Origin of the sequence: Streptomyces sp. NBC_01232 (assembly GCF_035989885.1) — a bacterium.
In the GTDB taxonomy this organism is placed as follows: Bacteria; Actinomycetota; Actinomycetes; order Streptomycetales; family Streptomycetaceae; genus Streptomyces.
In genome coordinates this window covers 1792711-1815410 of the sequence record NZ_CP108518.1, presented here as the reverse complement: position 1 = coordinate 1815410, position 22700 = coordinate 1792711, and the positions used below count along the sequence as shown (strand labels likewise).

Genomic DNA, 22700 nt, shown 5'->3' with positions numbered 1-22700 from the left:
GACAACGTTCGCCCCGTTGTGACGCGCCGTCCGGGTACCGGCCCGGACGGCGCGCGTCGGCCATCCTGTCCAGGTGGCCGAACGGGTGCGGGTGCGGGAGATCGACGACGATGAAGGCCGGAGGCTGCTGCGGATATTCCGCCGGGGCACCGGTTCGGTGGTGACCTGGCGGCGTGCCCAGTTGGTGCTGTTGTCCGCGCAGGGGATGTCCGCCGCCAAGGTCGCGACGGTGACGTTCACCAGCCCGGATCGGGTCCGCGACGTCCTGCACAACTTCAATGCCGACGGTTTCGACTCGCTCTACCCGAAGTACAAGGGCGGCCGGCCCCGAATCTTCACGCTGCCCGAGCGCCGCGAGATCAAGAAGATCGCAAAGTCGAAGCCGGCCGAGCACGGCCTGCCGTTCTCGACGTGGAGCCTGGTCAAGCTGGCGGACTTCCTGGTCGCCGAGGGGGTGGTCGACGACATCAGCCACGAGGGCCTTCGTGTCCTGCTCCGCGAGGAGGGCGTCTCCTTTCAACGCGTGAAGACCTGGAAGGCCTCGAACGACCCCGACTACGAGGCGAAGAAGGCCCGGGTCGAGCATCTCTACGCGATCGCCGACGGCGAGGTCGTCCCCGAGCAGGGCGAGCCCGAGATCATTTTCTGCATGGATGAGTTCGGCCCGCTCAACCTCCAGCCCCACCCCGGGTGCCAGTGGGCCGAGCGTGGCGGTAAGGGCAAGGATCCTGAGCGGGAGCCACGGCCACGCCGTCGGGCCACCTACACCCGCCCGCACGGCGTCCGGCATCTGTTCGCTGCCTACGACCTGGGCAAGGACCAGTTCTACGGCCACATCAAGAAGACCAAGAACCGCTCCAAGTTCCTGGAGTTCTGCCGCTACCTGCGCTCCCTGCACCCCATCGGGAAGCGCATCGCGATCGTGTGCGACAACTACTCACCGCATCTGACCACGAAGCGGTGCCGCCGGGTCGCGGACTGGGCCGAGGCCAACAACGTCGAGATCGCCTACACCCCGACCAACTCCTCGTGGCTGAACCGCATCGAGGCCCAGTTCACCGCCCTGCGCTACTTCAGCCTCGACGGCACCGACCACGCCAGTCACAAGGAGCAGGGCAGCATGATCCGCCGCTACATCATCTGGCGGAACAAGCATGTCCAGGACGAGCGCCTACGCGGGATCGTGAACAGGGCGAACGTCGCCTGACGCAGCCGCACCCCGACGGAACAATGCGGTCCACAGGAACGTCACGCCGAACAGTGCTGACTCGGGCGGTTCCTCGCGCATGCGGCGCAGTTCGACCTCTACCAGGTCAGAGAAGATCCAGCGCAGCGATTCGGGTGTGTAGGCGAGGCCGCCTTGCAGTTCGCGTTCACGGTAGAGGTCCGCGTCGGCGAGTTCCGACCCCGTTCCCGCCTCGCCGGCGGCGAAGCAGGTGAGTGCGAGATGGCCGCCAGGTGCGAGGACGCGGTCGAGGAGGGCCAGGTAGCTGACGCGGCGGTGCGGCGGTAGGTGGTGGAAGCACCCTGAGTCGACGACCAGGTCGTACGGGCCGCTCAACTCGGTGACGGGGAGGGCGAAAGCGTCACCGCACAGGAAGCGGATGTCGACTCCAGCCGCGTGGGCCCGGTCCTGGCTCCAGGCGACGGCAACGGGAGAGAGGTCGACGGCGTCCACCTCGAAGCCGCGCGATGCGAGGTACAGAGCATTCCGGCCCGGCCCGCACCCCAGGTCCAGGACCCGACCGGGAGCGATCAGGCCCTGGTCGAGATAGGCGGCCAGGTTCTCGTCCGGCTTAGACACGAAGAACGGGACCGGCCTTGACCGGTCGGCATAGAAGCGGTCCCAGAAGCCCTTGCCGTCGCCCGTCGCCAAGCGGCCGGCCTCGGATTCAGATGCGAAGAGCCCGTCCAAGAGCGCGAGAACGTCCTCGACAGTGCGTACGGTCCGGTCCATCCGGCCCCCCTTTCGACCGAGACCGATGATAGGAACGACGGGCATGAAAGGCCAGGTCAGACGGCATATGACGACGGCTGGAGTGGGCTGCTACGGCCCCCGGAGAAGGCAGGGAAGGAACCCCTCCAGACCCCGACCCCGTGTCCCCCCAAGCACCCACCAGAGGCCAGAAAGGGACCATCCTCGGCCGCGTCGGGGAGACTATTTCGAGGAGTTTCCCAGCGGTAATACAGGGCGAACGTTGTCTGATGCGGCACTAGGTGTCGTAGAAGCTGCTCGACGATCTGGCCGGATCGAGTCAGAAGGGGCCGGATCAGGCCGGATCCTGCCGGGGCCCGTCCCTGCGCGTCCGGCGCCAGTCCTCCAGCTCGGCCTCGACGTCGAACTCGGTCAGTCCCAGGGGCGGGCCCGGCGGGGGCATGCGCAGGGCCGCGCGGATCTTCTCGTTGATCTCCGTGAGGACGTCCCGCACCTGGCGTTCGGTGCGGGCCCCGCGGACCTTCTCCCGGGCGTCCTCCGCCTCCTTGCGCAGCGCGAGCGCCGGAGGCAGGACGGCGAAGCCCTCACGGTGCAACTTGCCCTTGATCCACCACAGCTCGTCGTAGGGCGCGTCGAGGTAGGCCAGCGGCTTGCCGTAGCCGGGCAGGCTCTCGAAGTCACCGCGTTCGGTGGCCTGCCGGATCTGCCGGTCCACGAAGGACTCGAAGCTGACACCCGGTGGTTTGCGCTCGGTCATGGTCCCTCCTCGGCCGCCCCTCCAGCCTAGCTACGCGTCGTAGACGTCGGCCTTGCGCGGAGCGGGCTCCTGGATGAGCCCGCTCATGATCGAGGAGCGGTTGGTGAAGCGGTCGGTGTCGACGCCGTTCTCCTCCAGCACCTTGAAGGTCGCCGCGTGGATCGACCGAAGGACCGGGGCCACCGTGCGCAGGGCGTCGTCCGCCATGAACCGGTGGCGCCACATCGAGCTCGCCCAGACGTGACGCAGGCCGAAGGGCTCGGGCAGGACCAGCTTGCCGCCGAAGTAGTCGAGGAGCGGCGGGTACCAGGTCAGCGGGGCACGCACCGCGAGGCGCACCACCTCCTGCACGTCCACCAGCGGCAGCGGCCGCTCGACCGTCTCCCAGAAGCGGATGCTCTTGGGCACTTCCACGGTCGGGGCCGCGGACTTGGTCGTGAACAGCCCGTGTACGGGGCCCAGCGCGTGCGCGGTGACGTCCACGCGCAGCGTTTTGTACAGCACGGTGACCGTGACCAGCATGTTGATGACCAGCTGGCCGTCCCAGAGCGGGTACTGGATGCCCAGGTAGTGCCGGTTGCCGGCGCTGAACTGCTGCTCGTTGCAGATCCGGGTGATCTCGTGCGGCTTGATGAGGAAGGCGTCCACGTTCTCGCCGGTGGGGCGTGCCACCTCGGCGGCGCCCTCGCCGATCGGGGTGACGATCCAGTGCTGGATCGCGGCGGGCGGGAAGCCGCCGGTGTGCAGCGGTCCCCGCTCCAGCTTGCGGAGCTGGGAGTCGATCGCGCGTACGACGTCCCAGCTGCGGAAGGGGTGGATCTCCATGCCCTCGCTCCTGGGAGCCAGTTCCTCGGCCATCTGCCAGCTGCCCCACCGGGTCCCCATGCCGAGGATGCCCTTGGGGCCCGCGTAGAAGACCTGGTTGCTGCGGTCCTCCGCGGTCAGCTTGGCGAGCTGGTGGCGCAGGTCCTCGCGGGCCTTCTCGTCGGGGTTGCCGGGCACGGCCTCCGGGATCTTGGCGCCGACCCCGCCGCCCGCCAGCAGCCCGTCCCAGCGGGAGCGCAGGTCCCTGGCGGTGGCCTCGCAGGTACGGCGGGCGAGCAGCCAGCCCAGGGCCGGGGCGATGATCATGGCGCGGGCGTACAGGCCGAGGAAGCCGGTCAGCGGCAGCCGGAACATCAGGACGGCCACCACGACGGCGACGCCGACGAGGAGTACGGTGCCCAGCCACGAGCTCCGGCCCTCCTCGGAGGCGAGGCTCTTGCGCAGCTGGAACAGGCCCAGCCACAGCAGCAGCCCGGGCAGGAACAGCACACCGCAGACCAGCATGATCAGCCGGAGTCGGCGGTCGCGCTCCTTGCGGATGTGCGAGGCGGCCAGACAGTGCTCCACCACCGTCTGCGGATCGGCGCCGAAGGACTGGATGAGCGGCTTGCGGTCCGCCCCGAGCGTCCGTGCCTCCACGGCGCGGCAGAAGGCCTCGCCCAGGCTGGGCTCGAAGAGGGAGATCTTCGGGGGCTTGACCGTCGCGGGGTGGTTCTCGCTGTTGGCGGTGATTATCTTCTCGAGCTTGCTGTCCTTGCCGCCGTCGCGGTACGCGGCCGAGGCGAGGGCGTTGGTCGCCGCCGTCTGCCCCCCGCCACCCTGCAGCGGGACCTGCGCTCCGGGCCTGAAGTCGAATCCGTCGTCCGCCACCGCTGCCCCCATCGCTGTGCGTTCGTGCTCTTTTGGTGCGCCGATGAGCCTATCGGCGGATCTCGCCCCATGGTCATGGGACAGGGAAATGCCGCCCACCGCAAGCTGGTTGGGTGGGCGGCCGAACCCGGTTCTACGACAACTAACTTCCCTTTCCGTTCTGTTCGCGCACCTTTTCCGCGATCTGCGGCGGCATCGGCTCGTGGCGGGCGTACGCGCGGGCGAAGCGGCCCGTGCCGTGCGAGACGGAGCGCAGCTCGACGGCGTAGCGGCCGATCTCGATCTCGGGGATCTCGGCGCGCACCCGCGTGCGCCCGGGGCCCGCCTGGTCGGTGCCGACGACACGGCCGCGACGGCCCGCGAGGTCGCTCATGACCGGGCCGACGTACTCGTCGGGAACGAGGACGGCGAGCTCGGCGACCGGTTCGAGCAGGTCGATGCGGGCCTCGGCGGCGGCCTCGCGCAGCGCGAGGGCGCCGGCCGTCTGGAAGGCGGCGTCGGAGGAGTCCACCGAGTGCGCCTTGCCGTCGCGGAGGGTGACGCGCACGTCGACCAGCGGGTATCCGGCGGCGACCCCGCGAGCGGCCTGCGCACGTACGCCCTTCTCCACGGACGGGATGAACTGCCGGGGCACGGCGCCCCCGACCACCTTGTCGACGAACTCGATGCCGCTGCCGGGCGGGAGCGGCTCCACCTCGATCTCGCAGATGGCGAACTGGCCGTGACCACCGGACTGTTTGACGTGCCGGCCGCGCCCGGTGGCCTTGGCGCCGAAGGTCTCGCGCAGGCTCACCTTGTGCGGGACCGGGTCGACCTGGACCCCGTAGCGGGTGCGCAGCCGCTCCAGCGCCACGTCCTGGTGGGCCTCGCCGAGGCACCACAGGACGACCTGGTGGGTGTGCGGGTTCTGCTCCAGCCGCATGGTGGGGTCCTCGGCGACGAGCCGGGCCAGGCCCTGCGAGAGCTTGTCCTCGTCGGCCTTGCTGTGGGCCTCGATGGCGAGGGGGAGCAGCGGGTCCGGCATGGTCCAGGGCTCCATGAGGAGCGGATCGTCCTTGGCGGAGAGGGTGTCGCCTGTCTCCGCGCGGGTGAGCTTGGCGACGCAGGCGAGGTCGCCGGCGATGCACCGGGTCAGGACGCGCTGCTGTTTGCCGAAGGGGGAGGAGAGGGACCCCACCCGCTCGTCGACATCGTGGTCCTCGTGCCCGCGGTCGGCGAGGCCGTGCCCGCTGACGTGGACGGTGTCCTCGGCCTTCAGGGTGCCGGAGAAGACGCGTACGAGGGAGACGCGGCCGACGTAGGGGTCGGAGGAGGTCTTGACGACCTCGGCGACGAGGGAGCCGTCGGGGTCGCAGGTGACGGCGGGCCGGGCGGAGCCGTCGGGGCGGGTGACGGTGACGGCGGCGCGTTCCAGGGGCGTGGGGAAGCCGCCGGTGACCAGTTCGAGGAGTTCCACGGTGCCCAGGCCCTGGCGGGCGCCGTCGACGGCGGGGGCGGCCATCAGGACGGGGTGGAAGGTGCCGCGCGCCACCGCCCGCTCCAGGTCGTCGACGAGGGTCTTGAGGTCGATCTCCTCGCCGCCGAGGTAGCGGTCCATGAGGCCCTCGTCCTCGCTCTCGGCGATGATCCCCTCGATGAGCCGGGCGCGGGCGTCGGCGATGAGGGAGAGCTCGTCGGGGTCGGGGTCGCGCTCCACGCGCTCGCCCGAGGCGTACTCGTAGACGCGCTGCGAGAGCAGGCCGAGCAGGCCGGTGACGGGGGCGTGCCCGTCGGGACCGGCCGGGCCGTGCAGGGGCAGGTAGAGGGGGATGACGGCGTCGGGGTCGTCGGCGCCGAAGATCTCGCCGCAGACGGTGGTCATCTGCGTGTAGTCGGAGCGGGCGGCCTCCAGGTGGGTCACGACGATGGCGCGGGGCATGCCGACGGCCTCGCACTCGTCCCAGACCATGCGGGTGGCGCCGTCGATCCCGTCCGAGGCCGAGACGACGAAAAGGGCCGCGTCCGCGGCGCGCAGACCGGCCCTGAGTTCCCCCACGAAGTCGGCGTACCCGGGGGTGTCCAAAATATTGATCTTGATTCCGCCCCATTCGACGGGGACGAGGGACAGCTGGACCGAGCGCTGCCGGCGGTGCTCGATCTCGTCGTAGTCGGAGACGGTGGCGCCGTCCTCGACCCGGCCGGCCCGGTTGACCGCTCCCGCGGTCAGGGCGAGGGCCTCGACCAGCGTGGTCTTGCCGGATCCGCTGTGGCCGACCAGCACGACATTCCTGAGGGAAGAGGGGCGGTCGGCCGTCAGTGCCCTGCCGGCGGCTCCGGCTTGGTGTGATGTGGCTCCCATGGTTCTCATGCCTCCCGGTGGTGACGGTGAGGAGGGTGGGGTGATGTGAGGATCGGTGTCCGGATCGGTCTCCCGGCTGCTCCCCGGAGGAGGAATGCGGGATTCTTCGAGCTTTGCACTGGTGTCACATCCCGTCCATACGTCGTACCGGGGATGTACGGGAGGGCGTGCGCAGCACGGGCCGAGGGCGCCGCGGGGACGGATCGGGGGCCCGTCGGAGGGGGTCCGCGGCGTGAAGTACGTCTTACGTGGCACGAACCGGTGGGTGCGCGGCGCTCGCGCGGTGGCGCGCTGGCTACGATGGGCCAGCCGGTGGCCGTGGTGGCCGTGCGGCCCAGCGACCCTCCGGGAAGGCCATGCTGAACAAGTACGCGCGTGCATTCTTCACGCGTGTTCTCACGCCATTCGCCGCTTTTCTGCTCCGGCGGGGGGTGAGCCCGGACGCGGTCACCCTGATCGGCACGGCCGGAGTCGTGGCCGGAGCGCTGTTCTTCTTCCCCCGCGGCGAGTTCTTCTGGGGCACGATCACGATCACCCTCTTCGTCTTCTCCGACCTGGTGGACGGGAACATGGCCCGCCAGGCCGGGGTCTCCAGCCGGTGGGGGGCCTTCCTCGACTCCACCCTCGACCGGGTGGCGGACGCGGCGATCTTCGGCGGTCTCGCGCTCTGGTACGCGGGCTCCGGGAACGACAACGCGCTCTGTGCGGTGGCGATCTTCTGCCTGGCCAGCGGCCAGGTGGTCTCGTACACCAAGGCGCGCGGCGAGTCGATCGGGCTGCCGGTGGCCGTCAACGGGCTCATCGAGCGGGCCGAGCGGCTGGTGATCTCGCTGGTCGCGGCCGGCCTGTCCGGGCTGCAGACCTTCGGGGTGCCGTCCTGGATCGGCGTGCTGCTGCCGATCGCGCTGTGGATCGTGGCGGTGGGCTCGCTCGTCACCCTGATCCAGCGGGTGGTCACCGTACGGCGCGAGTCGGCCGAGGCCGACGCGGCGGCCGCCGCCGCCGAGGGCGGCGCGGCCTGATGGGTGCCACACAGGACAAGCTGGTCGACTCGCTGTACGGGCTCGGCTGGGCCGGCGTCAAGAAGCTGCCCGAGCCGGCCGCCGTGGCCCTCGGCCGGCGGATCGCCGATTTCGCGTGGAAGCGGCGCGGCAAGAGCGTGCTGCGGCTGGAGTCGAACCTGGCCCGGGTGGTGCCCGACGCCGGTCCGGAGCGGCTGCGCGAGCTGTCGCAGGCGGGCATGCGCTCCTACATGCGGTACTGGATGGAGTCCTTCCGGCTGCCGACCATGGATCCGAAACGGTTCAGCACGGACGTCGAGTTCACGGACGAGCACCTGCTGCGCGAGGCCCTGGACTCCGGGCGCGGAGTGATCGTCGCCCTGCCGCACCTCGCCAACTGGGACCTCGCCGGGGCCTGGGCCATCGGCCACATGAAGGCGCCGTTCACCACGGTCGCCGAGCGGCTCAAGCCCGAGAGCCTCTACGACCGGTTCGTGGCCTACCGGGAGAGCCTGGGCATGGAGGTCCTGCCGCACAGCGGCGGAGCCGCCTTCGGCACCCTCGCCCGCAGGCTGCGCTCCGGCGGCCTGGTCTGCCTGGTCGCGGACCGGGACCTGTCGGCCTCCGGGGTCGAGGTGGACTTCTTCGGATCCACCGCGCGGATGCCGGCCGGGCCGGCGCTGCTGGCCCAGCAGACCGGCGCGGTCCTGCTCCCGGCCACCCTGCACTACGGCGACACTCCCCGGATGTACGGCCGGATCCACCCCGAGGTGGAGGTTCCGAAGACCGGGACCCGGACCGAGAAGACCACCGTCATGACGCAGGCGGTGGCGGACGTCTTCGCGTGGGGCATCGCCGAGCACCCGGAGGACTGGCACATGCTGCAGCGGCTGTGGCTGGACGACCTGGAGGAGCGCCCGTAGTGAAGATCGGCATCGTGTGCCCGTACTCGTGGGACGTGCCGGGTGGCGTCCAGTTCCACATCCGGGACCTGGCGGAGCACCTGATCCGCCTCGGCCACGAGGTGTCCGTGCTCGCTCCGGCGGACGACGACACCCCGCTGCCGCCGTACGTGGTCTCGGCGGGGCGGGCGGTGCCGGTCCCGTACAACGGCTCCGTGGCCCGCCTCAACTTCGGGTTCCTCTCCGCCGCCCGGGTGCGGCGCTGGCTCCACGACGGCACCTTCGACGTGATCCACATCCACGAGCCGGCCTCGCCCTCGCTGGGCCTGCTGTCCTGCTGGGCGGCGCAGGGGCCGATCGTAGCGACCTTCCACACCTCGAACCCCCGGTCCCGGGCGATGATCGCCGCGTACCCGATCCTGCAGCCGGCCCTGGAGAAGATCAGCGCGCGGATCGCGGTGAGCGAGTACGCCCGGCGCACGCTGGTGGAGCACCTCGGCGGCGACGCGGTGGTCATCCCCAACGGCGTCGACGTGGACTTCTTCGCCAAGGCCGAGCCCAACCCCGAGTGGTCCGGGCAGACCCTGGGCTTCATCGGCCGGATCGACGAGCCCCGCAAGGGCCTGCCGGTGCTGATGGCCGCCTTCCCGAAGATCGTCGAGGCCTGCCCGGACGTACGGCTGCTCGTCGCGGGCCGCGGTGACGAGGAGGAGGCGGTGGCCTCCCTGCCCCCGGACCTGCGCAAGCGGGTCGAATTCCTCGGCATGGTCTCGGACGAGGACAAGGCGCGGCTGCTGCGCAGCGTCGACGTGTACGTCGCCCCGAACACCGGCGGCGAGAGCTTCGGCATCATCCTGGTCGAGGCCCTCTCGGCGGGGGCCGCGGTCCTCGCCTCGGACCTGGACGCCTTCGCGCAGGTCCTGGACCAGGGCGGGGCGGGCGACCTCTTCGCCAACGAGAACGCCGACGCCCTGGCGACGGCGGCGATCACCCTGCTCCGCGACCCAGGCCGCCGGGCCGAGCTCAGCGCCCGCGGCGCGGCGCACGTCCGCCGCTTCGACTGGTCCACGGTCGGGGCGGACATCCTGGCCGTCTACGAAACGGTGACGGACGGCGCGGCGGCGGTCGGCGCGGACGAGCGGGTACCGCTGCGCACCCGCCTGGGCTTCTCGAAGGACGTCTCGTCCTCCTGACGGGCCGCACCGCCTCCGGGTCCGGGGGCGTCGCTCCGGTCAGCCGGCGCTGACGGTCCGGTCGGGCGGCCCGCCGGCGTCCACGGTCACGCGCGTGTACGGGCGCCGCACCCCCAGCACGACGGCCGCTATCAGGGCGATCAGCGTCACCCAGCCCATCGCGACGACATGGCCGCGCACCTGGTGCAGGACGACGAGGCCGCCCTACGAGCCGCCCCGGCTGACGGCGACCAGTGCGACCGCCACGAGGACGGCCGCCACGGCGGACAGGGCTGTGGCCAGTGGTCTGCGGTACGGCGCCATGTGCCGGTGTCCCCCCGATCGGTGTGGATCATGGACCCTATGCGGTCCGGGGTGGCCGGGGCCAGGCCCGATGGGGGCGGGGGACGAGTGGAGCGGTAGGGTCGCGCAGCGTGATCGAAACCCTTGTCTGGATCGCCCTGGCTCTCGGAGTCATCGGGGTCTACCTCAGCTGGACCGCCGGCCGGCTCGACCGGCTGCACTCGCGGATGGACGCCGCGCGGGCCGCCCTCGACGCGCAGCTCGTACGCCGGGCCTCCGTCGTGCTGGAGGTGGCCACCTCCGGGGTGCTCGACCCCGCCTCCTCCCTGGTGCTGTACGAGGCCGCGCACGCCGCCCGGCAGGCCGAGGAGGAGCACCGCGAGGTCGCCGAGAGCGAGCTCAGCCAGGCACTGCGGGCGGTCTTCGCCGATGCCGACCAGGTCGACGTGCTCAAGGCGGCCCCCGGCGGGGCGGAGGCCACGGAGGAGCTGGCGGCGGCCGTCCGCCGGGTGCCGATGGCGCGGCGCTTCCTCAACGACTCGGTACGGGCCGCCCGCGCGCTGCGCAGGCATCGCAAGGTCCGCTGGTTCAGACTGGCGGGGCACGCGCCCTTCCCGCTCGCCTTCGAAATGGACGACGAGCCTCCGGTGGATCTTGCAGATCGGCCGGTCTAGGGGGTGTCCTGCCGATCAGGCCGACCTTCCAAGGGCCGCGAGGGACAAATCAAGGAGCCACAGGCTCCACATTGGCCCTTGTAGTGGACTGGTCCCCTGGGGTTTCCTCGGTCGGGTAGTACGAGCAGTACCCCGTCTTCCTTTCGAGCTCCCTTCGAGTGAGGTCAATCCGTGAGCACGCTTCCCACCTCCCCCCAGTCCGCCGAGTCGGCGATCGGCACCTCGCGCGTCAAGCGCGGCATGGCCGAGCAGCTGAAGGGCGGCGTGATCATGGACGTGGTCAACGCCGAGCAGGCGAAGATCGCCGAGGACGCCGGCGCCGTGGCCGTCATGGCCCTGGAGCGGGTCCCCGCCGACATCCGCAAGGACGGCGGCGTCGCGCGCATGTCGGACCCCAACATGATCGAAGAGATCATCGAGGCCGTCTCGATCCCGGTCATGGCCAAGTCCCGCATCGGCCACTTCGTCGAGGCACAGGTCCTGCAGTCCCTCGGCGTCGACTACATCGACGAGTCCGAGGTCCTGACCCCGGCCGACGAGGTCAACCACTCCGACAAGTGGGCGTTCACCACCCCCTTCGTCTGTGGCGCCACCAACCTGGGCGAGGCCCTGCGCCGCATCGCCGAGGGCGCGGCCATGATCCGCTCGAAGGGCGAGGCCGGCACCGGCAACGTGGTCGAGGCCGTCCGCCACCTGCGCCAGATCAAGAACGAGATCGCCCGCCTGCGCGGCTACGACAACAACGAGCTGTTCGCCGCCGCCAAGGAGCTGCGCGCCCCGTACGAGCTCGTCAAGGAAGTTGCCGAGCTCGGCAAGCTCCCGGTCGTGCTGTTCTCCGCCGGTGGCGTCGCCACCCCCGCCGACGCCGCGCTGATGCGCCAGCTCGGTGCCGAGGGCGTCTTCGTCGGCTCCGGCATCTTCAAGTCGGGCGACCCGGCCAAGCGCGCCGCCGCCATCGTGAAGGCCACCACCTTCTACGACGACCCGAAGATCATCGCGGACGCCTCCCGCAACCTGGGCGAGGCCATGGTCGGCATCAACTGCGACACCCTCCCCGAGTCCGAGCGCTACGCCAACCGCGGCTGGTAATCGGTCATGACGAACACCCCCGTGATCGGTGTCCTGGCGCTCCAGGGCGACGTACGGGAGCACCTGATCGCCCTGGCCGCGGCGGACGCCGTGGCCAGGCCGGTCCGGCGTCCCGAGGAGCTCGCCGAGGTCGACGCCCTGGTGATCCCCGGCGGCGAGTCCACCACCATGTCGAAGCTGGCCGTGCTGTTCGGCATGCTGGAGCCGCTGCGCGAGCGCGTGGCCGCCGGAATGCCCGTGTACGGCACCTGCGCCGGCATGATCATGCTCGCGGACAAGCTCCTGGACGGCCGTGCGGACCAGGAGACGCTGGGCGGCATCGACATGATCGTGCGCCGCAACGCCTTCGGCCGGCAGAACGAGTCCTTCGAGGCGAAGGTCGACTTCGCGGGCATAGCGGGCGGTCCCGTCGAGGGCGTCTTCATCCGTGCCCCCTGGGTCGAGTCGGTCGGCGCCGCCGCCGAGGTGCTCGCCACGTACGACGGCCACACGGTCGCCGTGCGCCAGGGCAATGTCCTCGCGACCTCGTTCCACCCCGAGCTGACCGGAGACGACCGCGTTCACGCGTACTTCGTCGACATGGTGCGCACCGGGCTGTAACGGCGTCCCGGTAGGATCTGAGGCGAACATTGTTGGTGACGCGAAGGAGACAGGCAGATGTCCGGCCACTCTAAATGGGCTACGACGAAGCACAAGAAGGCCGTGGTTGACGCCAAGCGCGGCAAGCTCTTCGCGAAGCTGATCAAGAACATCGAGGTCGCGGCCCGTATGGGCGGCGCCGACATCGATGGCAACCCGACGCTCTTCGACGCCATCCAGAAGGCCAAGAAGAGCTCGGTCCCGAACAAGAACATCGACTCCGCGGTCAAGCGCGGCGGTGGACTCGAGGCCGGCGGCGCCGACTACGAAACGATCATGTACGAGGGCTACGGTCCCAACGGTGTCGCGGTGCTCATCGAGTGCCTCACCGACAACCGCAACCGTGCCGCGTCCGACGTGCGCGTCGCCATGACCCGCAACGGCGGCTCGATGGCCGACCCGGGCTCGGTCTCGTACCTGTTCAACCGCAAGGGTGTCGTCCTGCTGCCCAAGGGCGAGCTCTCCGAGGACGACGTTCTGGAGACGGTGCTCGACGCCGGTGCCGAAGAGGTCAACGACCTCGGCGAGAGCTTCGAGATCATCAGCGAGGCCACCGACATGGTCGCGGTCCGTACCGCGCTCCAGGCCGCCGGCATCGACTACGACTCGGCCGACTCCAACTTCCTGCCGACCATGCAGGTCGAGCTGGACGAAGAGGGCGCGCGCAAGATCTTCAAGCTGATCGACGCGCTGGAGGACAGCGACGACGTGCAGAACGTCTTCGCCAACTTCGACGTCTCGGACGAGGTCATGGAGAAGGTCGACGCCTGATCCGGGCACTGATTTCCACGGGCCGACAGGGACACACCCTGTCGGCCCGTCGCTTTGTCAGTGGCGCCGGATAGCCTGCACCGGACCGGACAGGCGAGCGAAGGACAGGGGGTTGGTGCGTGCGCGTACTCGGTGTGGACCCGGGGCTGACCCGGTGCGGCGTCGGCGTGGTCGAGGGTGTGGCCGGCCGGCCCCTGACCATGCTCGGCGTGGGGGTCGTACGGACGCCCGCGGACGCCGAGTTGGGCCTCCGGCTCGTCGCCATCGAGCAGGGCATCGAGGAGTGGCTCGACACGCACCGGCCCGAAGTCGTCGCCGTGGAGCGGGTGTTCAGCCAGCACAACGTCAGCACCGTGATGGGCACCGCCCAGGCGAGCGCCGTGGCGATGCTGTGCGCGGCCCGCCGCGGGATACCGGTCGCCCTGCACACCCCCAGCGAGGTCAAGGCCGCCGTCACCGGCAGCGGCCGGGCCGACAAGGCACAGGTCGGGGCGATGGTCACCCGGCTGCTGAGGCTGGACGCGCCGCCCAAGCCGGCGGACGCCGCCGACGCCCTCGCCCTCGCCATCTGCCACATCTGGCGGGCCCCCGCCCAGAACCGCCTCCAGCAGGCGGTCGCTCTGCACGCCTCGAAAGGCCGTACCCGATGATCGCCTTCGTCAGCGGCCCCGTCGCCGCACTCGCCCCCACCCTTGCCGTGATCGAGGTCGGGGGAGTGGGCATGGCCGTGCACTGCACGCCGAACACCATCTCCGGCCTGCGGATGGGGGAGCAGGCCCGGCTGGCCACCTCCCTGGTCGTACGGGAGGACTCGCTGACCCTCTACGGCTTCGCCGACGACGACGAGCGCCAGGTCTTCGAGGTCCTGCAGACCGCCAGCGGCGTCGGGCCCAGGCTCGCGCAGGCCATGCTCGGCGTGCACAGCCCCGACGCCCTGCGCCTCGCCGTCTCCACGGGGGACGAGAAGGCGCTGGTGGCGGTACCGGGCATCGGCAAGAAGGGGGCCCAGAAGCTGCTCCTCGAACTGAAGGGCAAGCTGGGGGCTCCGCTGGGCAGCAGCGGCCTCGTGGGCGCCCAGCGGGCCGCGGCCTCCGGACCCGCCCCCTGGACCGAGCAGCTCTCCGCCGCCCTGATCGGCCTCGGCTACGCCTCGCGCGACGCGGAGGACGCCGTCGCCGCAGTCACCCCGCAGGCCGAGGCGGCCATCGCCGCCGGCGGCTCCGCCCCCGTGCCGCAGCTCCTGCGGGCGGCTCTGCAGTCCCTCAACCGGGCCCGTTGACCGCTCCGCGGCCCCGCCGTGCCCGGGGCTCCATGAGCGGGGCTCTTCCGCCCCCGACCCCGCCACGGATCCGCCCCGCACCCTGCTCCGCGAACGTCGGCGAGGCCCCCTGTGCCGAGCTGCGCCCGCGGGGCACCGAACACCTGCTCCACCACCGAGAAGGCAGACTGACAGCGTGAACTGGGAAGACGAGAGCGACGACCGGATCGTGGCGGCCGCCGCCGACGGCGAGGACACCGCCGTCGAGGCGGCCCTGCGCCCCAAGGACCTCGGGGAGTTCGTCGGCCAGGAGAAGGTCCGCCAGCAGCTGGACCTCGTCCTCAAGGCGGCCCGCCAGCGCGGAGCCACCGCCGACCACGTCCTGCTCTCGGGTGCGCCCGGCCTCGGCAAGACCACCCTCTCCATGATCATCGCGGCCGAGATGGGCGCTCCCATCCGCATCACCTCCGGCCCCGCCATCCAGCACGCCGGCGACCTCGCCGCGATCCTCTCCTCCCTCCAGGAGGGCGAGGTCCTCTTCCTCGACGAGATCCACCGCATGTCCCGGCCCGCCGAGGAGATGCTCTACATGGCCATGGAGGACTTCCGCGTCGACGTGATCGTCGGCAAGGGCCCCGGGGCCACCGCGATCCCGCTGGAGCTGCCGCCCTTCACCCTGGTCGGCGCCACCACCCGGGCCGGCCTGCTGCCCCCGCCGCTGCGCGACCGCTTCGGATTCACCGGTCACATGGAGTTCTACGCCCCCGAGGAGCTGGAACGCGTGATCCACCGCTCCGCCCGCCTCCTCGACGTCGAGATCGACACCGCCGGCGCCGCCGAGATCGCCGGACGCTCCCGCGGCACCCCGCGTATCGCCAACCGCCTGCTGCGCCGTGTCCGCGACTACGCCCAGGTCCGGGCCGACGGCGTGATCAACCGCGAGGTGGCCGGCACCGCCCTCCAGGTGTACGAGGTGGACGGGCGCGGCCTCGACAGACTGGATCGGGCCGTTCTCGAAGCGTTGCTCAAGCTCTTCGGCGGCGGACCCGTGGGCCTGTCCACCCTCGCCGTGGCGGTCGGCGAGGAACGGGAGACCGTGGAGGAGGTCGCGGAGCCCTTCCTGGTCCGCGAGGGGCTGCTCGCCCGCACCCCGCGGGGACGGGTGGCGACGCCCGCCGCATGGGCTCACCTGGGACTCGTACCGCCGCAGCACGGCGGGAGTGGATCAAGCGGACAACAGGGCTTGTTCGGGGCCTGACGGCGCGGAGGTTCGCGCCCTCAGGAACTGCGGTGCCATGCTGGGCGTTGTTCCATCGGTGCGGACTCGCCTAGACTCCGCCGATGCCGACCCTTCGGGTCGGTGTGCCCACCCCCGTAGAAAAGGCCGCCGTCCGCGTGCGGTCGTGCGAAGGATCTCCGTCCCGTGAATCTCGTGACACTCCTCCCGTTCATCGTGCTCATCGGGGCGATGTTCCTGATGACCCGCTCCGCGAAGAAGAAGCAGCAGGCAGCTGCGCAGATGCGCAACCAGATGACGCCCGGCACCGGGGTCCGCACCATCGGCGGCATGTACGCCACGGTGAAGGAGATCGGTGACGACACCGTCACTCTGGAGCTGGCTCCCGGCGTCCACGCGATCTTCGCGAAGAACTCCATCGGCGCCGTTCTCGAGGATGCGGAGTACAACCGCATCGTCCACGGCATCAGCGACGACGAGCCGACCGACACGCCGGTCGTCCCGGATGACGCCTCCTCGCTGACCGAGGCTCCGAAGACGGACCTCACCAAGGACGAGGACGAGGCTCCGAAGCTCGACCTGGGCAAGAAGGACGAGGACGCGCCCAAGGGCGACGACGAGCCCAAGGACGGCAAGTCCGACGGCGAGGCCGGCGCGAAGTAACGCTCGACGGGGGACCGTGGAGGCGCCCGACCGGCGACCGGCACGGTCCTCGTCTGTGACACTTCTGCGGGGGGCAGGGGTCCCCACCACACATTTCGTGGCCGTCCACGCGCTGACCCGGCGCGGGACGGTTGGACAGGGAGAAACGACAAGGTGGCAGCACCGAAGAAGGGCCGGCGGCCCACGGGGGCTCAGGGGAGGCCGGGGCGTGCCCTGGCGATCATCCTGATCGCAATGGTGGCGCTCACCGCGGGGATGTTCATCTCCAAGCAGACGACTCCCAGGCTGGGCATCGACCTCGCCGGCGGCACGAGCATCACGCTCAAGGCCAAGAGCGAGCCCGGCAAAGAGAGCGCCATCAACGAGACCAACATGAACACGGCGGTCGGCATCATCGACCGCCGCGTCAACGGTCTCGGCGTGTCCGAGGCGGAGGTCCAGACCCAGGGCCGCGACCACATCATCGTGAACATCCCCAAGGGGACGAACGAGCAGCAGGCGCGCGAGCAGGTCGGTACGACCGCCCAGCTCTACTTCCGCCCGGTCATCGCCTTCGCGGACGGCTCCCCGGCCGCTCCCGAGGGCACCCCGAGCCCGAGCCCCTCCGCGAGCGGCTCCGGGGCTCCCAAGGCCGGGGACGGCAAGACCAGCCCCTCCGCCACCCCGTCGTCCAGCGCCACTTCCCAGGGCCGCGCGCTCAGTGAGGCCCTCAAGGCCCCGGCCGCCCCCACTCCCTCGCCCTCGGCGAGCGAGTCGAAGAAGGCAGACGACACCAAGGCTCCGTCGCCCTCGGCCTCCGCGCCGGCGCCGACCGGTGACGAGGCCGCCGCAGCGGCCCTCCAGGCCAAGTTCGCGGCACTGGACTGCAACGACCCGGCGCAGCGCGCCGCCGCCGGCCAGGGCGCCAAGCCCGAGGAGCCGATGATCGCCTGTGGCCAGCGCGGCGACGCCTGGGGCAAGTGGGTCCTCGGCCCGGCCCAGGTCAACGGCCAGGACGTGAAGGAAGCCAAGGGGCAGATCGACCCCCAGCGCGGCCAGTGGATCGTCACCATGCAGTTCACCGACAAGGGCGCCGACAAGTTCGCCAAGATCACCGGTGAGCTGGCCACCAAGCAGATGCCGCAGAACCAGTTCGCGATCGTGCTCGACGGCAAGGTCATCTCCGACCCGTCCGTGAGCCAGGCGCTGACCGGTGGCAACGCCGAGATCTCGGGCGGCTTCACCCAGCAGTCCGCGCAGGACCTGGGCAACATGCTCTCGTACGGCGCCCTGCCGCTCTCCTTCAGCGAGGACAGCGTCACCACCGTCACCGCCGCCCTCGGCGGCGAGCAGCTGAAGGCCGGCCTGATCGCCGGCGCCATCGGCCTCGCCCTCGTGGTGATCTACCTGCTGGTGTACTACCGGGGCCTGGCGTTCATCGCCATCGTCAGCCTCCTGGTCTCCGCGATCCTGACCTACACGATCATGTCGCTCCTCGGAAAGGGCATCGGCTTCGCGCTGAACCTGCCCGCCGTCTGCGGCGCCATCGTGGCGATCGGCATCACGGCGGACTCGTTCATCGTGTACTTCGAGCGCATCCGGGACGAGATCCGCGAGGGCCGCACCCTGCGTCCGGCCGTCGAGCGCGCCTGGCCGCGTGCCCGTCGCACGATCCTGGTCTCCGACTTCGTGTCGTTCCTCGCCGCAGCGGTGCTGTTCATCGTCACCGTGGGCAAGGTCCAGGGCTTCGCCTTCACACTGGGTCTTACCACCCTGCTCGACGTGGTCGTGGTGTTCCTCTTCACCAAGCCCGTCATGACCCTGGTGGCGCGTACGAAGTTCTTCGCCAGCGGACACCCGTGGTCCGGGCTGGACCCGAAGCGGCTGGGCGCCAAGCCTCCGCTGCGCCGGTCCCGCCGTACCGGTTCCGCCCCCGCCCCCGTCGACGCAAAGGAGGCGTGAGAGATGTCGAAGCTGGGAGATCTCGGCGCCAAGCTGTACCGCGGTGAGGTCGGCTACGACTTCGTCGGCAAGCGCTTTCTCTGGTACGGCGTTTCCATCCTGATCACCATCACGGCGATCGTCGCCCTGGCCGTCCAGGGCCTCAACATGGGCATCGAGTTCAAGGGCGGTGCCGTCTTCACCACCCCGAAGACGACCGTCTCCGTGGCCAAGGCGACGGAAGCCGCGGAAGAGGCCTCCGGCCACGACGCGATCGTCCAGGAGCTCGGCACCGGCGGTCTGCGCATCCAGATCTCGGGTGTGGACACCGACGCCGCCACCGACGTCAAGAAGAAGCTCGCCGCCGACCTCAAGGTCGGCGAGGCCGACATCAACGCCGACCTGGTCGGCCCCAGCTGGGGCGAGCAGATCGCGAACAAGGCCTGGACCGGTCTCGGGATCTTCATGGTCCTCGTGGTGATCTACCTGGCCATCGCCTTCGAATGGCGCATGGCGGTCGCCGCGCTGATCGCGCTGATCCACGACCTCACGATCACCGTCGGCGTGTACGCGCTCGTCGGCTTCGAGGTCACCCCGGGCACGGTCATCGGTCTGCTGACGATCCTCGGTTACTCCCTCTACGACACCGTCGTCGTCTTCGACGGTCTGAAGGAGGGCTCGAAGGACATCACGAAGCAGACCCGCTACACGTACAGCGAGATCGCCAACCGCAGCATCAACGGCACCCTGGTCCGCTCGATCAACACCACGGTCGTGGCGCTGCTCCCGGTCGCCGCCCTGCTGTTCATCGGTGGCGGTTTCCTGGGCGCGGGCATGCTCAACGACATCTCGCTGTCGCTGTTCGTCGGCCTCGCGGCCGGTGCGTACTCCTCGATCTTCATCGCGACCCCGCTGGTCGTCGACCTCAAGGAGCGCGAGCCGGCGATGAAGGCGCTCAAGAAGCGGGTGCTCGCGAAGCGGGCGGCCGCCGTGGCCAAGGGCGAGTCCCCGGACGAGGCCTACGAGGCCGAGGACGAGCCGCAGGTCGTGGCGCAGGGCCGGCCGGGGCGGCGGCGTTGACGGCGCCGCTGTCCGAGGACGTCCGCTCCCTGCTGCTCAGCCGGATCAAGGACGTGCCGGACTACCCGAAGCCGGGCGTGATGTTCAAGGACATCACCCCGCTGCTGGCGGACCCCAAGGCGTTCGCCGCGCTGACGGACACGCTGGTGGAGCTGGCCGGGCGGTACGGCGCGACGAAGATCGTCGGGCTGGAGGCGCGCGGTTTCATCCTGGCGGCTCCCGTGGCCGTGCAGGCCGGGATCGGCTTCGTGCCGGTGCGCAAGGCCGGAAAGCTGCCGGGCGCGACGCTCGCGCAGTCGTACGAGCTGGAGTACGGCACCGCGGAGATCGAGATCCACGCGGAGGACCTGTCGGCCGGTGACCGGGTCATGGTCATCGACGACGTGCTGGCCACCGGTGGGACGGCGGAGGCCTCGCTCTCGCTGATCCGGCGGGCCGGCGCGGAGGTCGCTGGCGTGGCGGTCCTGATGGAGCTGTCGTTCCTGCCGGGGCGGGCCAAGCTGGCGCCCGCCCTGGACGGGGCTCCGCTGGACGCGCTGATCGTCGTCTGACCCTGCTGTGCCGAAGCGGCGGGTATCCGGGACATCCCGGGTGCCCGCCGCTTCCGTGTGCGGGGCTGCTGCCGGGCTCCGCCCCCGGACCCCCGTGCCTCGGACACCGGTGGGCCGGCAGCAGGGGGCGGAGGCTGGGGGAACGGGCTGGGCCAACCCTCGCTACCATGGGTTGTCCGGACCGGACACGGGCACCGGATCCTCCCCCACACTTGCGTCCGGGGGGACCCCCAGAGGAGCGCTCTTGCCAGACGAGGTCCAGCCAATCTCCGCCGCGCAGCCCGACCCGCAGGCCGAGCAGACCACGGCGGCTCCCGCCACGCCCCCGCCGGCCCCTCCGGCGCCGCCGGCCAAGCCCGCGCCGGCGAAGTCCGCCGGGTCCTCCAACCGGGTGCGCGCCCGCCTCGCCCGGCTCGGCGTGCAGCGCTCGAACCCGTACAACCCGGTTCTGGAGCCCCTGCTCCGTATAGTCCGCAGCAACGACCCGAAGATCGAGACGTCGACGCTGCGCCAGCTGGAGCAGGCCTACCAGGTCGCCGAGCGCTGGCACCGCGGCCAGAAGCGCAAGAGCGGCGATCCGTACATCACCCACCCGCTCGCGGTGACCACGATCCTCGCCGAGCTGGGCATGGATCCCGCCACCCTCATGGCCGGTCTGCTCCACGACACCGTCGAGGACACCGAGTACGGCCTCGAGGACCTGCGCCGCGACTTCGGCGACGCCGTGACCCTGCTCGTCGACGGCGTCACCAAGCTGGACCGGGTGAAGTTCGGCGAGGCGGCCCAGGCCGAGACCGTCCGCAAGATGGTCGTGGCCATGGCCAAGGACCCGCGCGTCCTGGTCATCAAGCTCGCCGACCGGCTGCACAACATGCGCACCATGCGCTACCTCAAGCGGGAGAAGCAGGAGAAGAAGGCCCGCGAGACCCTCGAGATCTATGCCCCGCTGGCACACCGCCTGGGCATGAACACGATCAAGTGGGAGCTCGAAGACCTCTCCTTCGCGATCCTCTACCCGAAGATGTACGACGAGATCGTGCGCCTGGTCGCCGAGCGCGCGCCCAAGCGCGACGAGTACCTCGCCGTCGTCACCGACGAGGTGCAGGTCGACCTCCGGGCCGCCCGCATCAAGGCCACCGTGACGGGCCGCCCGAAGCACTACTACAGCGTCTACCAGAAGATGATCGTCCGCGGCCGTGACTTCGCGGAGATCTACGACCTGGTGGGCATTCGCGTCCTCGTCGACACCGTCCGGGACTGCTACGCGGCCCTGGGCACCGTGCACGCGCGATGGAACCCGGTCCCCGGCCGGTTCAAGGACTACATCGCGATGCCCAAGTTCAACATGTACCAGTCGCTCCACACGACGGTCATCGGACCCAGCGGCAAGCCCGTCGAACTGCAGATCCGCACCTTCGACATGCACCGCCGCGCCGAGTACGGCATCGCCGCGCACTGGAAGTACAAGCAGCAGACCGTCGCGGGCACCTCCAAGGTCCGCACCGACGTCCCGCAGGCCGCCAAGGGCAGCGCCGGCCAGGACACGGTCAACGACATGGCCTGGCTGCGCCAGCTGCTGGACTGGCAGAAGGAGACCGAGGACCCGGGCGAGTTCCTCGACTCGCTGCGCTTCGACCTCTCCCGCAACGAGGTCTTCGTCTTCACACCCAAGGGCGACGTCATCGCGCTGCCCGCCGGCGCCACCCCCGTGGACTTCGCGTACGCCGTCCACACCGAGGTCGGCCACCGGACGATAGGCGCCAGGGTCAACGGCCGCCTCGTCCCGCTGGAGTCCACGCTCGACAACGGCGACCTGGTCGAGGTCTTCACCTCCAAGGCCGAGGGCGCGGGCCCGTCCCGCGACTGGCTGGGCTTCGTGAAGTCCCCGCGCGCCCGCAACAAGATCCGCGGCTGGTTCTCCAAGGAGCGGCGCGACGAGGCCATCGAGCACGGCAAGGACGCCATCGCGCGGGCCATGCGCAAGCAGAACCTGCCGATCCAGCGCATCCTGACCGGCGACTCGCTCGTCACCCTCGCCCACGAGATGCGCTACCCCGACATCTCCTCCCTGTACGCGGCCATCGGCGAGGGCCACGTGGCCGCGCAGGGCGTCGTACAGAAGCTGGTGGCGGCGCTCGGCGGCGAAGAGGCGGCCAACGAGGACATCGAGGAGTCGATCCCGCCCGCGCGCGGCCGCAAGCGGCGCAGCAACGCCGACCCGGGTGTGGTCGTCAAGGGCGTCGACGACGTGTGGGTCAAGCTGGCCCGCTGCTGCACCCCGGTGCCGGGCGACCCGATCGTCGGGTTCGTCACGCGCGGCAGCGGCGTATCGGTTCACCGCGCGGACTGCGTCAACGTCGACTCCCTCTCCCAGGAGCCCGAGCGGATGCTGGAGGTCGAGTGGGCGCCCACCCAGTCCTCGGTCTTCCTCGTCGCCATCCAGGTGGAGGCGCTGGACCGGTCCCGGCTGCTGTCCGACGTCACCAGGGTCCTCTCGGACCAGCACGTCAACATCCTGTCGGCGGCCGTCCAGACCTCCCGCGACCGGGTGGCCACCTCCCGGTTCACCTTCGAGATGGGCGACCCCAAGCACCTGGGACACGTCCTGAAGGCCGTCCGGGGCGTCGAGGGCGTCTACGACGTCTACCGCGTCACCTCGGCCCGCAGGCCGTAGCACACGCAGGAGGGCCCCGGTACGGATCTCCGTACCGGGG

General features: G+C 70.5%; 21 protein-coding genes. 16 read left to right on the top strand and 5 right to left on the bottom strand.

Features of this window, described 5'->3' with window-relative positions:
- Positions 1-73 precede the first annotated feature (73 nt).
- Positions 74-1207, top strand: coding sequence for an IS630 family transposase (locus OG444_RS08530; protein WP_327261579.1), 1134 nt, complete (start codon positions 74-76; stop codon positions 1205-1207).
- Here OG444_RS08530 and OG444_RS08525 read toward each other — a convergent pair.
- The 4 genes from OG444_RS08525 to OG444_RS08510 form a co-directional block, all read right to left on the bottom strand.
- On the bottom strand, positions 1172-1957 hold the full coding sequence (locus OG444_RS08525; protein WP_327261578.1) for a class I SAM-dependent methyltransferase: 786 nt from the start codon (positions 1955-1957) through the stop codon (positions 1172-1174). The genes OG444_RS08530 and OG444_RS08525 overlap by 36 nt on opposite strands.
- Positions 1958-2270: 313 nt before the next feature.
- Entirely contained in the window at positions 2271-2693 is a 423-nt protein-coding gene (locus OG444_RS08520) for a J-domain-containing protein (protein WP_327261577.1), read from the bottom strand.
- Between the two features lie 30 nt (positions 2694-2723).
- The gene (locus tag OG444_RS08515) at positions 2724-4388 is read right to left on the bottom strand and encodes a hypothetical protein (RefSeq protein ID WP_327261576.1); all 1665 of its coding nucleotides are present in this window, start codon (positions 4386-4388) and stop codon (positions 2724-2726) included.
- Positions 4389-4530: 142 nt separating this feature from the next.
- Positions 4531-6726 (bottom strand): elongation factor G-like protein EF-G2, encoded by a 2196-nt coding sequence (locus tag OG444_RS08510; protein ID WP_327261575.1) that lies wholly within the window; start codon positions 6724-6726, stop codon positions 4531-4533.
- Between the two features lie 356 nt (positions 6727-7082).
- On the opposite strand from OG444_RS08510, the gene pgsA reads away from it, so the two are divergent.
- Genes pgsA through OG444_RS08495 form a run of 3 tightly spaced genes read left to right on the top strand, consistent with a single transcriptional unit; the run spans position 7083 to position 9822 of the window.
- Positions 7083-7748 carry a phosphatidylinositol phosphate synthase gene (gene pgsA / locus OG444_RS08505; RefSeq protein WP_327261574.1) on the top strand — a complete coding sequence of 222 codons (666 nt, stop codon included), beginning with the start codon at positions 7083-7085 and terminating at the stop codon, positions 7746-7748.
- Positions 7748-8650: a phosphatidylinositol mannoside acyltransferase gene (locus OG444_RS08500; RefSeq protein WP_327261573.1), complete on the top strand. Its 903-nt coding sequence runs from the start codon at positions 7748-7750 to the stop codon at positions 8648-8650. The genes pgsA and OG444_RS08500 overlap by 1 nt, the downstream gene beginning before the upstream one ends.
- Positions 8650-9822 carry a glycosyltransferase family 4 protein gene (locus tag OG444_RS08495; RefSeq protein ID WP_327261572.1) on the top strand — a complete coding sequence of 391 codons (1173 nt, stop codon included), beginning with the start codon at positions 8650-8652 and terminating at the stop codon, positions 9820-9822. Before OG444_RS08500 ends, OG444_RS08495 begins: the two co-directional genes overlap by 1 nt.
- Before the next feature lie 39 nt (positions 9823-9861).
- Here the strand turns inward: OG444_RS08495 and OG444_RS08490 are convergent, their stop codons facing one another.
- Complete coding sequence (locus tag OG444_RS08490; RefSeq protein ID WP_327261571.1) at positions 9862-10002, bottom strand: hypothetical protein; 141 nt, start codon at positions 10000-10002, stop codon at positions 9862-9864.
- Between the two features lie 233 nt (positions 10003-10235).
- Between OG444_RS08490 and OG444_RS08485 the strand changes: the two genes are divergently transcribed.
- From OG444_RS08485 to OG444_RS08430, 12 genes are all read left to right on the top strand, one after another.
- Positions 10236-10778: a hypothetical protein gene (locus OG444_RS08485; protein WP_327261570.1), complete on the top strand. Its 543-nt coding sequence runs from the start codon at positions 10236-10238 to the stop codon at positions 10776-10778.
- A 171-nt stretch (positions 10779-10949) separates the two neighbouring features.
- A complete protein-coding gene (gene pdxS / locus OG444_RS08480) occupies positions 10950-11867 on the top strand; it encodes a pyridoxal 5'-phosphate synthase lyase subunit PdxS (RefSeq protein ID WP_030010552.1) in 918 nt (305 codons plus the stop codon).
- Between the two features lie 6 nt (positions 11868-11873).
- Entirely contained in the window at positions 11874-12467 is a 594-nt protein-coding gene (pdxT, locus tag OG444_RS08475; protein ID WP_327261569.1) for a pyridoxal 5'-phosphate synthase glutaminase subunit PdxT, read from the top strand.
- 57 nt (positions 12468-12524) lie between these two features.
- Complete coding sequence (locus OG444_RS08470; RefSeq protein WP_030765687.1) at positions 12525-13277, top strand: YebC/PmpR family DNA-binding transcriptional regulator; 753 nt, start codon at positions 12525-12527, stop codon at positions 13275-13277.
- A gap of 119 nt (positions 13278-13396) precedes the next feature.
- Positions 13397-13927, top strand: coding sequence for a crossover junction endodeoxyribonuclease RuvC (gene ruvC / locus OG444_RS08465; RefSeq protein WP_030387186.1), 531 nt, complete (start codon positions 13397-13399; stop codon positions 13925-13927).
- Positions 13924-14556 (top strand): Holliday junction branch migration protein RuvA, encoded by a 633-nt coding sequence (ruvA, locus tag OG444_RS08460; RefSeq protein WP_327261568.1) that lies wholly within the window; start codon positions 13924-13926, stop codon positions 14554-14556. Before ruvC ends, ruvA begins: the two co-directional genes overlap by 4 nt.
- Positions 14557-14731: 175 nt before the next feature.
- Positions 14732-15793, top strand: coding sequence for a Holliday junction branch migration DNA helicase RuvB (gene ruvB / locus OG444_RS08455; RefSeq protein WP_030723602.1), 1062 nt, complete (start codon positions 14732-14734; stop codon positions 15791-15793).
- A 165-nt stretch (positions 15794-15958) separates the two neighbouring features.
- Positions 15959-16435, top strand: a complete 477-nt coding sequence (yajC, locus tag OG444_RS08450; protein WP_327261567.1) for a preprotein translocase subunit YajC — start codon at positions 15959-15961, stop codon at positions 16433-16435.
- 153 nt (positions 16436-16588) lie between these two features.
- On the top strand, positions 16589-18376 hold the full coding sequence (gene secD, locus OG444_RS08445) for a protein translocase subunit SecD (protein ID WP_327261566.1): 1788 nt from the start codon (positions 16589-16591) through the stop codon (positions 18374-18376).
- A gap of 3 nt (positions 18377-18379) precedes the next feature.
- Entirely contained in the window at positions 18380-19435 is a 1056-nt protein-coding gene (gene secF / locus OG444_RS08440) for a protein translocase subunit SecF (RefSeq protein WP_327261565.1), read from the top strand.
- Positions 19432-19986 carry an adenine phosphoribosyltransferase gene (locus OG444_RS08435; protein WP_327261564.1) on the top strand — a complete coding sequence of 185 codons (555 nt, stop codon included), beginning with the start codon at positions 19432-19434 and terminating at the stop codon, positions 19984-19986. Before secF ends, OG444_RS08435 begins: the two co-directional genes overlap by 4 nt.
- Before the next feature lie 244 nt (positions 19987-20230).
- Entirely contained in the window at positions 20231-22660 is a 2430-nt protein-coding gene (locus OG444_RS08430) for a RelA/SpoT family protein (RefSeq protein WP_327261563.1), read from the top strand.
- Positions 22661-22700 lie beyond the last annotated feature (40 nt).